This is a genomic window from Asanoa ferruginea (genome assembly GCF_003387075.1).
Classification (GTDB): domain Bacteria; phylum Actinomycetota; class Actinomycetes; order Mycobacteriales; family Micromonosporaceae; genus Asanoa; species Asanoa ferruginea.
Window position 1 is genome coordinate 7518656 of the sequence record NZ_QUMQ01000001.1, and the last position, 14187, is coordinate 7532842.

The 14187-nt window shown below is 68.0% G+C and carries 12 protein-coding genes; 5 read left to right on the forward strand and 7 right to left on the reverse strand.

Annotated features, from left to right (window positions below; translation table 11 throughout):
• Positions 1-39: 39 nt before the first annotated feature.
• The 5 genes from DFJ67_RS35150 to DFJ67_RS35170 form a co-directional block, all read right to left on the reverse strand.
• Positions 40-1290 carry an MFS transporter gene (locus DFJ67_RS35150; RefSeq protein ID WP_116072981.1) on the reverse strand — a complete coding sequence of 417 codons (1251 nt, stop codon included), beginning with the start codon at positions 1288-1290 and terminating at the stop codon, positions 40-42.
• A 4-nt stretch (positions 1291-1294) separates the two neighbouring features.
• Entirely contained in the window at positions 1295-2719 is a 1425-nt protein-coding gene (locus DFJ67_RS35155) for an FAD-dependent oxidoreductase (RefSeq protein WP_203783467.1), read from the reverse strand.
• Between the two features lie 66 nt (positions 2720-2785).
• A complete protein-coding gene (locus tag DFJ67_RS35160) occupies positions 2786-3259 on the reverse strand; it encodes a GNAT family N-acetyltransferase (protein ID WP_239097105.1) in 474 nt (157 codons plus the stop codon).
• A gap of 8 nt (positions 3260-3267) precedes the next feature.
• On the reverse strand, positions 3268-3564 hold the full coding sequence (locus DFJ67_RS35165) for an ArsR/SmtB family transcription factor (protein ID WP_239097106.1): 297 nt from the start codon (positions 3562-3564) through the stop codon (positions 3268-3270).
• A gap of 159 nt (positions 3565-3723) precedes the next feature.
• Entirely contained in the window at positions 3724-5118 is a 1395-nt protein-coding gene (locus DFJ67_RS35170) for a YopA family protein (protein ID WP_147315734.1), read from the reverse strand.
• 309 nt (positions 5119-5427) lie between these two features.
• Here DFJ67_RS35170 and DFJ67_RS35175 point away from each other — a divergent pair, with 309 nt between their 5' ends.
• From DFJ67_RS35175 to DFJ67_RS35185, 3 genes are all read left to right on the forward strand, one after another.
• On the forward strand, positions 5428-5994 hold the full coding sequence (locus DFJ67_RS35175) for a DUF8370 family protein (protein WP_147315735.1): 567 nt from the start codon (positions 5428-5430) through the stop codon (positions 5992-5994).
• Between the two features lie 153 nt (positions 5995-6147).
• Entirely contained in the window at positions 6148-6840 is a 693-nt protein-coding gene (locus DFJ67_RS35180; protein WP_116072995.1) for a hypothetical protein, read from the forward strand.
• A 91-nt stretch (positions 6841-6931) separates the two neighbouring features.
• Positions 6932-7249: a hypothetical protein gene (locus DFJ67_RS35185; protein ID WP_116072997.1), complete on the forward strand. Its 318-nt coding sequence runs from the start codon at positions 6932-6934 to the stop codon at positions 7247-7249.
• Between the two features lie 1262 nt (positions 7250-8511).
• Here DFJ67_RS35185 and tal read toward each other — a convergent pair.
• On the reverse strand, positions 8512-9612 hold the full coding sequence (gene tal, locus DFJ67_RS35195; RefSeq protein ID WP_116073001.1) for a transaldolase: 1101 nt from the start codon (positions 9610-9612) through the stop codon (positions 8512-8514).
• Between the two features lie 46 nt (positions 9613-9658).
• Positions 9659-11782, reverse strand: a complete 2124-nt coding sequence (gene tkt, locus DFJ67_RS35200) for a transketolase (protein ID WP_116077018.1) — start codon at positions 11780-11782, stop codon at positions 9659-9661.
• Positions 11783-12037: 255 nt separating this feature from the next.
• Here tkt and DFJ67_RS35205 point away from each other — a divergent pair, with 255 nt between their 5' ends.
• Positions 12038-12700, forward strand: coding sequence for an HAD family hydrolase (locus DFJ67_RS35205; protein WP_116073003.1), 663 nt, complete (start codon positions 12038-12040; stop codon positions 12698-12700).
• Positions 12701-12768: 68 nt separating this feature from the next.
• On the forward strand, positions 12769-14163 hold the full coding sequence (locus tag DFJ67_RS35210) for an alpha,alpha-trehalose-phosphate synthase (UDP-forming) (protein WP_116073005.1): 1395 nt from the start codon (positions 12769-12771) through the stop codon (positions 14161-14163).
• Positions 14164-14187 lie beyond the last annotated feature (24 nt).

Below are 14187 nucleotides of genomic sequence, written 5' to 3' on the forward strand. Positions count from 1 at the left end.
CTGGTGGCTACGCCTCGACCATGCTCTGCCAGTCCGCGGTCAGCCGACAGTCGGGGCTGGTGCGCGGGCGCGGGCGAGGATGCCGGCCGCGGCGATGAGGCAGGCGGCGCCGACTGCGGCCAGGACGGGCGGGTAGCCGCCGCTGACGGCGAGCAGCGCGGCGGCGCCGAGGGGTGCTCCCGCTTTCGCGAGCGTCACGGGTGTGGCGAGGGTTCCGGCGATCGTGGCGTACGCCGTGGTGCCGTAACGGTCGGCCAACAGGGCGGGTGCCGCCAGGCTGGCGACGCCGAAGCCGATGCCGAAGGCGGTCACGCCGACGGCGGCGCCGACGCGGGTGCCGGCGAGGAGCGGGAGGGTGACCGCGGCGAGGGCCTGGATGGTGAAGATGGCGGCGACCAGCACGGTGAGCGGGACTTTTCGTTGGGCGCCGGTGAGGAGCAGGCGGCCGGTGACGGAAAGGACGCCGAGCAGTCCGGCGATGGTGGCTGCGAACGTGGCGGGGTGGCCGGCGTCGGAGAGGAAGCCGACGAGGTGCACGGTCATGGTGCTCATCGCCGCGCTGTGTGCGACGAAGGCGACGGCGAGGAACCAGAATCGCGGGTCGCGGCGTGCTGCCCGGACGCTATCGGCACGGGCTGATTCGGAGTCGGTTCGCTCGCTCGGGTGCGCGCCGGGTGGTCGGCGGACCACGGTGGCGTGCAGCGGCACGGCGGTGGCCGCGTAGAGGGCGGCCAGGATCAGCAGAGTCGTGCGCCAGCCGTGGTGGTCTTCGAGGTATCCGGTCAGCGGCATGAAGATCGTGCTGGCGAACCCGGCGACGACGATCATGGCGAGCACGGCACGGGACCGCCGCGCCGGATCGAACCAGGACACGATGACCGCGGTCGCGGGCTCGTAGAGGGCCATGGCCATCGCGACGCCCAGGCCGGCGAAGACGAGGTAGAGCTGGCCGACGGTGCGGACCTGCGACCAGGCGACGAGCAACACCGCGCCCGCCGCGGCGCCGGCGGTCATGAGGGCGCGGCCGCCGTGCCGGTCGAGCCATTTCCCGACGGGTACGGCCGCAGCGGCCCAGGCCAGGATCGCGGTGGTGAGCGCGCCGGTGACGGCGGTCGGTGAGGCGTGCAGCTCGGTGGCGATCGGGTGGAGCAGCACGGCGAAGGCGTAGTAGAGGGTGCCGTAGCCGATGGTCTGGGTGATCCCGAAGACGGCGACGATGCGCCAACCGTGGAACGCCGGCAGGGGGCCGCCAACCGTGCGGTCGGCGGCCATCCGCGTCGGTGTCGACATCGGCTCAGCCGCAGCAGGTGCCGGCCTGGTCGGAGTTACCCGCTTCGGTGACCGAGATGAGGGTCAAGGGCGCGCGTAGCAGCCCGCCGTCGATCCCGGTCGCGAGGCCGCGCGCGGCAGGCTCGGTAGCCGGCGCGGCGCTGGTGTCGCAGCAGCTGCCGCCGGCGATGGTGTCGCTGTCGAGGACGGGGTTGCTGTTGCAGACGCCGGTTTCGGGCAGGTCGAGCTGGACGTCGCGGGCGGCCTCCCAGTCGCCGGCAAGCGCCGCGACAACCGAGCGAGCCTGTTCGTACCCGGTCGCCAGCAGGAACGTCGGTGCGCGTCCGTAGCTCTTGACGCCGATGGCGTAGAAGCCAGGTTCGGGCTGGGCGAGCTCGTCAGCGCCGTGCGGTGGGACCGTGCCACAGGAGTGTTCGTTCGGGTCGATCAGCGGCGCCAGCGCGCGGGTGGAGCCCAGGATCGGGTCGAGGTCCAGTCGCAGCTCGGAGACGAAGGTGTGGTCAGGGCGGAAGCCGGTCGCCGACACGATCCGATCTGCCGTGATGGTTGTGGCGCCGTGGGAGACGCGTACCCGGTCGTCCGTGGTTGTTTCGAGGTGTTCGACCGCGAAGCCGGTGACGAGTTCGATGGTGCCGTCCTCGACGTGGGCGCGAAGCCGCGATCCGAGCGCGCCGCGAGCAGGGAGGGCGTCGTCGGCCTCGCCGCCGTAGGTGCGGGCCGGGCTGGTCGATCGGATCGCCCACACCACGCTCGTTTCGGGCGTCTGGCCGGCGAGCTCCGCGAGGGAGAGCAGGGTGTTGGCGGCGGAGTGTCCGGCGCCGACGACCAGGGTGCGCTTGCCGGCGAACCGGTTGCGGTCGGCGCCCGCGACATCGGGCAGCGCGTGCTCCAGGAAGGCGACCGCCTCACCTTCGCCGTGCGCGGGGATCCCGGATGCGCCCAGGACGTTGGGGTTGGTCCATGTGCCGGATGCGTCGATCACGGCGCGGGCCAGCAGGTCGTCGCCGTTGGCGAGCCGGACGAGCAGCGGGGTTGTCGCACGGTTGGCGGTGCGGACGCGGTCCATGCCCTGCCGGGTGACGGCGATGACGCGGGAGTCGTAGCGGACGTGCGGCTTGAGCGCGGGTAGGTCGGCCAGTGGGCGCAGGTAGTCGTCGGCGAGCTGCGCGCCGGTCGGCAGGACGTCGAGGTCGGGTTCGACCCAGCCGGCGTCGGCGAGCAGCCTGCGCGCGGCGGCGTCAACGTTGTAGCGCCACGGCGAGAAGAGCCGGACATGGCCCCACTGACGGACAGCAGCGGCAGGCGCGTCGCCGGCCTCCAGGACGACGAACGGGATCTCGCGCTCGGCCAGGTGTGCGGCGGCGGCCAGGCCGACCGGGCCGCCGCCGATGACCACGACGGGCAGGTCGTGGAGTGACGTACTCACGATGGCTCCTTGTCTAGAAATCGTTCGAATCAGCTGGGTGGAGTCCGGCTCGGGCGGGGTTCGCGATGGTCAGGTGACGGTGGGGCTGCGGCGTTCGAGCAGGATGACGTCGCGCCATCGGTCGTGGTGCCGGCCGACTCGCTCGCGGGTACCGATCGTCCGGAAGCCGGCCCGTTGGTGCAGGGCGAGACTGGCAGTGTTCTCCTCGAAGATGCCGGACTGGATCGTCCAGATGCCGGCGGCTTCCGTGGAGGCGATCAACGCCATCAGCAGGGCCTTGGCGACGCCCTTGCCTTGCGCGTTTGGGTCGACGTAGACCGAGTGTTCGACGACACCGGCGTAGACGGGTCGCGCCGAAACCGCGGACACCGCGACCCATCCGACGATCGTGCCATCGTCGCTGACGGCGAGGTGCCGGTGCGCGGGCAGCCTGGCTGCGTCGAAGGCCTCCCACGTCGGCGCGGTCACCTCGAAGCTGGCGTTGCCGGTGTCGAGGCCGGCCTGGTAGATGCGCAGCACCGCGTCGGCGTCAACGTCCTTCATCGGGCGGATCAGCATTCGCACCCTCCGGTCGGAGTCGGTGCGGGGCGGCCCATGACGACGTCGGCCGCCGACGGGAAGCAGTCCACGCAGGTCTGGTTGATGCGGTAGTGGCGGGCGTTGCCGACCGGCTCGACCCGCACGAAGCCGACCTCAGTGAGGACCTTGAGGTGCTGCGAGACCGTCGACTGGGCGAACCCGACCGCGGCGACGATCTCCCCGACCGGCATCGGACGCGCCTGGCGGGCCAGGTATTCCACGATCTGCACCCGGGTGGGGTCCGCGAGAGCGCGGAACCACGCTAACACGCATGGTCGGCCAACCATGGATCCGGCCGAGGGGACAGCGGAGACCGCCGCCGGAGAGCCCAGCCCGAATTGCAACGCAGCGGGAGCGATCCACAAGATCGGAGCCAACCTAGATGCCAGGTGCAAGTGATGACACACGCCGAGTAACGATCCTCAACGTCAACTGGGTCGATTCCCTCGGCGACCGTTTCGTCTGATCGGCGGCATCCTGGGCTCGGGGCACGGGGCTTCGCCGTCGGCCCAGGGCACGGGTACCGCGTTGCCTTCCCACCCAGTCTGTTGTACGAGGCTCACCGTCGAGCCTCGATAGCCGATGGAGTGGAGGATGAGGAGTGTGACGTAGTGGCGCGAGAGAAGCCAAGCATCCTGCACCAGGCCATCGTGGCGGTAGATCTGGTCCTCTGGCGTCTGGGGATGGATTAGGCGATTGCGTACGCGGGTCGTGGCGGTCGGTCCGTCAAGGCTTTCAGGGCGCGCGAAGTTCGCTAGCGCGGGCAATATGACCGAGTCGATGTCAGTGGGGATGCGTGCTTCCTGGAGGAGGAATCGCAGCCGGTCTTCGGCATATCGGTTGCTGTAGTCGTCTCGTGACCAGCGCTGGCCGGACACGAGGTTGGCCCACGCGAGGTGTTCGAGCGCCGGTGCCGCGGCCAAAATCCGTTGCTCTACAAAGCCGGACTCGACGGCTTGAATGGCCATACACATCTGGAATCGGGCGAAACCCGGTCGCCGCTGATCTCTGAACGCCGGTAACGCCTTGCGGGTCAGTTCGGTCAGGTCCTCCGGGCGTCCCTTGAAGAGCCACGCTGATGGGATCCGTTTTGCTGGATCGCAGATGGGAGAGGTCCACATCTCCCATACGACGTCACCGATGGCGTCGTACCCGACCGGCAATACAGGGGCGACCCATCTGCCAAACGCGAACGAGAAAGTAACCCGCAGGCAGTCCAACAGTTGCTCGACCGACTCGACGTCAAAGTCACCGTCGTCCGCCCTGCGGATCTCCATGACGTGCGTGATCAGGTAAAGGTGCGTTGTATGTGCCTCCGCCATGGCTTCGGCGTAGTCGGGGCGAACGTCCATCGTAAGGATCCACCCGTCGACTTCTGTCTTCCAGCGTCCGAGCCACCAGCGCCTCCCATCGGCGTCCGATGTGGTCAAACCGATCGGTCCAGAGATCTTGGGCAGATTCATCCAGTGAGCTATCACTCGCCGCAGGCGTGCATCCGGCAGCGAAAACCTCGCCATGTTGATCCAGCCCTCGCTGAGGTTGCGTCGGTGGGCCTCAACCGTCCAATCGCCCCCGCGCCTTTGCACCATCAGCGACGCTGGCCTCGGATCGACGCGGCCGTCGCTCCCCTCGGGTCGGATGTGCCATCGCAGGCCATTGTTGGGTCGACAGCTCAGCTCAATCCGGCCAACCCGGGGGCCTGGGGCGACGCCGACGATCGGTCCCTCGTACAAGGCAATTGAGCTACCGGGCTCGTTGAACGGGTACACCGGTCGCATCGGCTCCCGGTCCTCAGGTTGGTTCATCGGGCCGATCTCGGGCATGGCAGCCGTCCTTTTCAGAGGTCATAGCCGCCGGGTGGGCAGCCGTCCAGACTACCCGCACACGCGGCCGCGATATTGCAGGGTGACGGCGTGTCGCCACCGCGACCGGAGACTGACGCGTCGAGATACGCTCACGGACTGTGCAGGTGGAGCGCGATAGCGACCAGCAGGATCCGCGACGTGTTCGGTGGATTGTTCGTAGAGTCGCGCGACAGCCGGTCGGCGGATGCGTCTGCGTGGGGTGGGGCGCAGAAGTGTCAGGACTCTCCGTTAGCGTGGCTTCGCGGAAAAGTCTGAAGGCAGGGTGACGTGGCAACGGACGACGACGAGGTTGATCCCGCCATGGGTATGGTCAATCCGCGCCTCAGTGACGTCTTCGGCCTGGTCATCCGGCAGGACGAAGTGGACTTCGTCGTCCCTCACCTGCGCGAGGATCTGCCTCTCTACATAGACCCGTTCCTGCTCTGGAAGTCCGAGGACCCGCAGTACAGACAGCTTCACGCCAACCTGCTCGGCTTCGTCGAGGAGATCCGCCGGCACGCTGTCGGCGGGCAGGCCACCCGGGCGGCCGTGCTCCTGTCGGAGGTCAGCGAGCCGGTCGAGCTTGGCCTGGGCTACGCCGCCGACACCAAGCGGGGATCGGCACTGGGTCCGGGCACCATCGAAGGCATCATCCGCACGTTCCAGCAGGTCCCCCAGCTGCAGAGCGCCGGCCTGGACCACCTGGAGATCCTCGCGCTGCTCGTCCCCGGCATCGCCGAGGACCGCATCAGCGACCTGACCGCCTCGGTCATCAAACGCTGGCTGGCCGAGTTCACCGAGCGCCACTGCCAGCAGTGGGGCATCCCCACGAAGCGCCGCCGGCTGGTCGGCTAGGACCCGGCTGCGCTCGACTGGCGGCCGTTCGACGCGCAGCTTCCGTACAATCCGTCCGACGGCTCGCCAGTCATACTCGCACCGCTGAATCTGCTGCGCAGACTCCCGTGGATCAACTACGGCGACTACTACCGCACCGCCTATGCGCCGCTCGTGCTGCCGCCCGGACGCGCGGGCCGAGCCGTCGCCAAGCAGGAAGTGCTCGCCTACAACCGGGCCCACTTCGACACCGTTCGCGGCTACGTCGCCGAGCGGGAGGCCGCCGCCGAAGTCTGCGCCCCCGACCCGCTGTTCACCCCGCTGCGACTCGCGACCATCACCAAGAAGGTCAAGGAGACCAAGGCGCTGCCGACCGGCCGGGCCAACGGCGCGGACAAGAAGTTCGAGGATCTCGCGTTCGACGTCCTGTCCTCCGCGCTGTACCCCGAGCTTGATCTTGCCGGCCAGCAAGATCGCACCATCAGCGGCGCTCACATCCGCGACGTCATCTTCCACAACGACGGCAAGACGCCGTTCTTAACCGACCTGCGCGACCTGTACGGCGCTCGGCAGCTCGTCTTCGAACTCAAGAACGTCGCCTCGCTCGATACCGAACACGTCAACCAGCTCTACCGCTACCTCGACGACGAGGACATGGGCCGCCTCGGCATCCTTGTTGCGCGCAACCCACCCAAGAGCAGCGTCCAGCGCAACATCGTCGACCTGCACTCGTCCAAACGCCAAGTCATCCTGTGCCTGGACGACTCCGATCTCGACCTCATGGTCGCTCTGCTCGAGTCCGGGCGGCGCCCCATCGAGGCCCTACGCAAGAAGTACGTCGAGTTCACACGCCTGCTCCCGAAATAGGAGACCGCATGCCCCGCCGTACCCAGACGAACGACGCCTCCTCGCCGTCGCCGACCGAAGAGCAGGCGCGACGTACGACCGGCTCGTCCCGATGCTGGAGGCCGCTCACCGCGAGATGACGGAGCTGTCCAAGAAGAAGCAGGACGGCGTTGTCAACACCCTCAAGATCAAGATGCTCAACCGGCTCCTCGGCGAGCTCAGCATGGTCATCGAAAAGGACCCCAGCCATGCCTTCGTCGACATGCTCGACGAGGAGACCCTGCCACAGAACAGCGACGCGGTCCTCATCCTCAGCCAGTGGCAGGCCGCGCTCAAGCAGTACAGGGCCCGCCACTACGGGTTCGACTCGGAAGGGAGCGGGCAACGGTGGTTCACCGTGGAGAACCCTGGCGAGCGCTACCGCTCATAAGCCGATCTGTCGGCGCGCCAACCAGGCGGCCCGGCTCGCCTCGACCTTGAGGCAGTTCACATTTCGGCAAATCGACGCGGATCCTCGATCGCCAAGACCCCTCACCAGCATGGCCGGATCGCGATGGCAGGACGAGCAAGTTCGCTATTCCCGATCCACCGCAGCCCGAACCGCCTACGAAGGATCTGCGGCCCAACGCGACCCCGCGCGATCTCGCAGCGAACGCACTACAACCGCCGATTTCGCACAGGTGTGACGGTCACGAACTGGCCCGGAGCTGCTGGAATGCGGTTCGGATGCCGCCACATTGGGTCCACAAATGGCATCTTCCTTCCGGGGCGACCCCGGACCCCACAGTGCGGGAATCGCTGCCCACGAGGAACGCGCTAGGTCGAAACCAGGGCGATCTTCGTTTAAGGTCTGTTCTTCCGCCATGCCCCAAGCGATGTTTCGCGGGTTGTGGACGTCGTTGTCGCGCGGGTCGGTCATGCGGCCGTTTCAACGATGCGGCTCCGTGACCGGGTTCGGGTTTCCGTCGCGGATGGCGCGGGCAGGTAGTGGTGATAGCGGCTGAACGCTTCCGCGCGTGCTGGTGGCCTGGCTTCGCGTAAGGCGCTGCCGAACTCGCTGTCGGTGAGGCTGTCGAAGGCTGGAACTCGGCGAGGAACGCCTCCGTGGAGCGCTCCCGTCTTAGGAAAATGGCAGCCTGGTCCGGAATGAGCTCGTCACCTGGCACAGCCGTCCGCCTCCTGTCCGGCCCGGGCATTCAAGAGGTGTCAGCACTGTCGAGGAGAGGAACCGCTAATGCTCGCCACCGTAGTGGGTCGTTGGGCCGTCGTGGCGGTCGCATTGCCGCTGGCCGCCGCCGGGGTTCGGAAGGTCAGCCAGGTTTTGGAAGCCCGTCGTGGGGGCCCCAGCGGGATGACCAGAAGCATGCAGCAGTTCGCCGATCTGCTCGGCATGGGGCGCCGTAAGCGGCGTCGCTTCTTCTAGACCTGGCGCCGGCTAGTCCGCGTCCTGAGAACCTCGGCGACCAGCAGGATGCCGCCGCCCCTCCACGGATCAACGCCGACGCGATTCCCACTGGTGGACCCACGATGGACCGCCGCCGCCGCCCGGCTCGAGCTCGTAGACGCCGCTGGGTGTCCTCGTCCAGCAACTCGCTGCCGTAGTCGACCCACAGCGAGCGTCCATCGAGGAACCTGCCGACACATGGCCGAACTCGACCCGGGACAAGAGCCTCAACATCTCAATGAGCTGGCTCAACTCTTATCCTCCAGCTCCGAGCGGACCGATTCGGTGAGTTCGTCCCAGGAGTCGACGAACTTCTGGATGCCCTCGTCTTCGATGACTTTGAACACGTCGTCGAGGTCGACGCCGGCAGCGGAAACGGCATCCATGACCTGAGCTGCCTTGTCGTAGGTCTTCTGAATGGGCGTGCCGAGGCCGCCGTGGTCGGCGTAGGCCTTCAGCGTCTTCTCCGGCATGGTGTTTACCGTGTCCGGCGCGATGAGGCCGCTGACGTAGAGGGTGTCCGGGTATTCGGGGTTCTTTACTCCGGTCGAAGCCCACAGCGGCCGCTGGGGGTTCGCGCCATGCGCCTTCAGCGTGCGCCACCGGTCGGAAGAGACGATCTCCTCGTAGGCCTGGTAGGCCAGCTGCGCGTTCGCGAGCGCGGCCTTGCCCCTCAGGGAAGGGTCGGCGCCGGCCTTGTCCAGGCGCTTGTCGATCTCGGTGTCCACGCGGGAGACGAAGAAGGACGCAACCGACTCGATCCCGCTCAGCGATCCGCCGTTGCGCACCCGCTGCTCCAACCCTGACAGGTAGGCGTCCATGACCGCCCGGTACCGCTCGGGGCTGAAGATCAGCGTGACGTTGACGCTGATGCCCTTGGCGATTGACGTGGTGATCGCTGCCAGGCCTTCCTGTGTTGCTGGAATCTTGATGAACAGGTTGGGCCGGTCCACCAGCCACCACAGATGCGCCGCCTCCGCCGCTGTGGCGTCGGTGTCGCGCGCCACCCCGGGGGACACTTCCAGCGACACCCGGCCGTCGCGACCGGTGCGCTTCGCCACCGGGGACAGCAGGTCGCAGGCGTCGCGGACGTCGGCGGCGGTGATCGTCCGCAGCGCCTCCTCGACGCTGACCTTCCGGACGGCCATCGCGTGCACCTGGTCGTCGTAGGAGTCGGACCCGCTGATCGCGGCCGCGAAGATCGTCGGGTTCGTGGTGACGCCAACGACCGAGTATTCGTCGACCAGCGACTGCAGGTTGCCGCGGCGGATGCGGTCACGGGAGAGGTCGTCCAGCCAGACGGCCACCCCCGCCGTCGACAGCTCGGCCAGGTTCTCGTTCTGCGCCATGACAGTGCCTTCCGGATCGTGGGGTGCGGAGATGAGCGATCGCGGGTCAGCGGTCGCCGGTGGGGCTGTGCAGGACGCCTGCGCCGTCCGGACCGGTGGGTGCGAGCGCCGGCGCCTCGGCGGCTGCGAGACTCTCGCGTGCCGCCGTGACGACGGCGTCGGCGGTGAGGCCGAACTGCTCATACAGCACGGTGTAGGCAGCGCTCGCGCCGTAGTGGTTGAGCCCGACGATGCGGCCGGCGTCGCCGACGAATTCGCGCCAGCCCATGGACACGCCGGCCTCGACGCTGACCCGGGCGCGCACCGAGGGCGGTAACACCTGCTCGCGGTAGCTGCGGTCCTGGGCGGCGAACCACTCCCAACATGGCAGCGACACCACGCGGGTAGGAACGCCGTCGGCCTCCAGCGCTTCGCGGGCCGCGACGGCGATCTGCACCTCCGAGCCGGTGCCCATGAGGATGAGCTTGGGGTTGCCGCCGGAAGCCTCGGCCAGTACGTACCCGCCCCTGGCGACCCCGTCGGCGGACCCGAACTGGGTGCGGTCGAAGACGGGCAGATTCTGCCGGGAGAGCGCGAGCCCGGCCGGGCGGTCGTTGTGCTCGAGGATGGTGCGCCATGCGACCGCGGTCTCGTTGGCGTCGGCCGGGCGGACGAAGTCAAGGCCGGGGATGGCCCGCAGCGCGGCGTAGTGCTCGACCGGCTGGTGGGTGGGGCCGTCCTCACCCAGGCCGATGGAGTCGTGTGTCCACACGTACGTGACGGGCAGCTGCATGAGGGCGGCCAGCCGGACGGCGCCGCGCATGTAGTCGGAGAAGGTGAGGAACGTTCCGCCGTAGACGCGGGTCCCGCCGTGCTGCGCGATACCGTTCATGATCGCGCCCATAGCGTGCTCGCGGACGCCGAAGTGCAGCGTGCGCCCGTACGGGCCGCCGCTCCACATCTTGGTCTGCCGGTCGGTCGGCAGGAACGAGGCCTCGCCTTTGACCGCGGTGTTGTTGCTCTCCGCGAGGTCGGCAGACCCGCCCCACAACTCCGGCAGGACCGGGTAGATGGCAGCCAGGATTTCGCCGGAGGCCTTACGGGTGGCCACTCCCTTGGAGTCGGCATCCCAGGTGGGCAGCTTGTCGGCCCAGCCCTCGGGCAGGGTGCGGGCGGACATCCGTTCAAGCAGGGCAGCGCCGTCCGGGTTGTCGGCCCGCCACGCGTCGAAGCGCTGCTGCCAACGGGCGTGCGCCTGCTTGCCGCGCTCGGCGACCTGGCGGGCGTGTTCAAGCACCTCAGGAGCGACGTCGAAGGTCTTCTCCGGGTCGAAGCCGAGGATCTGCTTGGTAGCGCGGACCTCATCCTCGCCGAGCGCGGAACCGTGCGCCGCGCCGGTGTTCTGCTTGTTCGGCGAGGGCCAGCCGATGATCGTCCGCAGCACGATCAACGATGGGCGGCCGGCCTCGGCCTTGGCTGCGGCCAGCGCCCGGTCGACCGCGGCCAGGTCCTCACCGTCGTCGATGTGCTGGACGTGCCAGCCATAGGCCTCGTAGCGCATGCCGACGTCCTCGGTGAAGGCGATCTGCGTGTCGTCCTCGATCGAGATCCGGTTCGCGTCATACACCAGGACGAGGTTGCCGAGCTCCTGCGTGCCCGCCAGCGACGAGGCCTCGCCGCTGACCCCCTCCTCAAGATCGCCGTCGGAGGCGAACGCCCAGACGGTGTGGTCGAACACGCTCGCACCGTCGGGGACGTCAGGATCGAGCATGCCGCGCTCACGGCGGGCGGCCATGGCCATGCCGACGGCGTTGCCGACGCCCTGGCCCAGCGGGCCGGTCGTCGTCTCCACGCCCGGGGTGTGATTGACCTCGGGGTGGCCAGGAGTCAGCGAACCCCAGGTGCGCAGCGCCTGCAGGTCGGAAAGCTCCAGGCCGTAGCCGGAAAGGAAAAGCTGGATGTAGAGGGTCAAGCTCGAGTGCCCCATGGACAGGACGAAACGGTCGCGGCCGGTCCACTGCGGGTCGCTCGGGTCGTGGCACAGCCACTTCTGGAAGAGCAGGTAGGCCGTGGGTGCCAGACTCATCGCCGTGCCGGGGTGTCCGTTGCCAACCTTCTGCACGGCGTCCATGGCCAGCACGCGCACGGTGTCGATCGCGCGGCGGTCCAACTCGCCCATCCCATCGGGCATGGTCGGACGCGGCTGAACGGGATTGCCGGTTGGCGCATCGCTCGCGGCTTCGGCCGGGGCCTCCGGGCGGGTGCTCTTCGTCCCGGTGACGGGATCCGACTCATTGGCGGTCATCGGGTAGCGGCGCTCCCTTGAACAGGACGGTCAACGCTCGAAACGCGCATACGGATTCGCCCGGGGGTTCCTGACTACCCCGCTTACCGATTTGAACACCCCGTACCGCATGACAATCTCTCCGCAGGGCAGTCAAAGACCATGGCCGATACCGCGATCTTCGACGTCGACGGCACTCTCGTAGACACCAACTACCAACACGCCCTCGCCTGGTTCCGCGCCTTCCGCCGCTACGACATCACCCGGCCGATGTGGCGCATCCACCGCGGCATCGGGATGGGCGGGGACACGTTCGTGCCCGAAGTAGGCGGCCCCGAGGTCGAGCAGGCGCACGGCGACGACCTGCGCGAGGCATGGACGCACGAATTCGACGAGCTCATCGGGGAGATCCAGCCCTTCGAGGGCGCGTACGAGCTGCTGGCCGAAGTCAAGGAGCGCGGATTCCGCCTGGTCCTGGCCAGCTCCGGCAAGACCCAGCACGTCGAAACGTTTCTCGACCTCATCGGCGCCAAATCCCTCGCCGATGCCTGGACCACCTCCGACGATGTAGCCAAGAGCGAACCCGAACCCGATGTCGTGGCGACGGCGCTGGCCAAGGTCGAAGGCGCCAGCGGCATCATGGTCGGCGACTCGATCTACGACGCGCAAGCGGCAGCCAAACTCAAAATCCCCATCATCGGAGTCCGCACCGGCGGCTTCTCCGTCGGCGAGCTGCAGGAGGCCGGCGTCCTGCAGGTCTTCGACTCGCTCGTGGCCTTCCGCCGGGCCCTGGACGGCACGCCCTTGGCACGCGCCAGCCGCTGAATGATCGAGGGGCATGAGGCGTTTGATCTGGTCAGCCAGAGGTATTGCCGTGTGGTGAGGACAGCGAAGTGAACCAGTCGTACGAGTTCGTAGTGGTCGCCAATCGGCTCCCTGTGGACGAGGTCGTGGACGATGACGGCAGCCGCAGTTGGGCACGCAGCCCTGGCGGCCTGGTCAGCGCGCTGCAGCCGATCGTGCGCAGTCACGGGGGCGCCTGGGTCGGCTGGACCGGACAGCCGGGCGACGCACCCGAGCCGTTCGACACCGACGGCATGCACCTGCACCCGGTCGGGCTCAGCGCCGACGACGTCGACCGCTACTACGAAGGGCAGTCCAACGCCACCATCTGGCCGCTGTTCCACGACGCCGTCGAGCAACCGACGCACCGCCGGCCGTGGCGCCAGGCCTATGAGGCCGTGAACCGGCGGTTCGCTGAGGCGGCCGCCCACCTCGCCGCGCCAGCGGGCACGGTGTGGATCCATGACTATCAGCTCATGCTGGTGCCGGCGATGCTGCGGGAGCTTCGGCCCGATCTACGGATCGGTTTCTTCCTGCATATCCCGTTCCCGCCGGTCGAGTTGTTCATGCAGCTGCCGCGCCGCGGCGACCTGTTGCGCGGCCTGCTGGGCGCGGATCTGGTCGGCTTCCAACGCCCGCTGGCGGCGCAGAACTTCCTGCAACTGACCGGCCGCCTCCTGGGCCTCGATCCCCAGGAGCAGCACGTCGTGTATGACGGACGCGTCGTCACGGCACGGGCATTCCCGATCTCTATTGACGTCGGCGAGGTGGAGAAGCTCGCCGCCGACCCAGCTGTGCAGGCCGAGGCTCGCCGGATGCGCACCGAACTCGGCGGCGACCGTCGCATGCTGCTCGGCGTCGACCGCCTCGACTACACCAAGGGCATCGAACAACGACTCGAGGCGTACGGCGAACTGCTCGCCGACGGCACCGTGTCCAACGACGACGTGGTCCTGGTCCAGGTCGCCACCCCCAGCCGGATGCGCGTGCTGGAATACCAGGAACTCCGCGCCCGGGTCGAACGCGAAGTAGGCCGAATCAACGGCGAATACGGCGCCGTCGGCCAGGTCCCCGTGCACTACCTGTTCCAGTCGATGAACCGCGCCGAACTCGTCGCGCTGTACCTCGCCGCCGACATCATGCTCATCACCCCCTTGCGCGACGGCATGAACCTCGTCGCCAAGGAATACGTCGCCGCCCGTCTCGACGACCAAGGCGCCTTGGTACTTAGCGAGTTCGCCGGCGCCGCCGCCGAACTCGACACTGCCTTCCAGGTCAACCCCCACGACGTCGAAGACATAAAACGAGCACTCACCGACGCCCTGCACGCCGACACCTCCGAGCTCGCCGAACGCATGCGGCCGATGCGTAATCAGGTCCGCGAGAACGACATCGACAAGTGGGCACACGACTTCCTCGGCGCACTCACAATCGCCTCACGATGAACACCGCGAGTCTTGGTCGCGCCG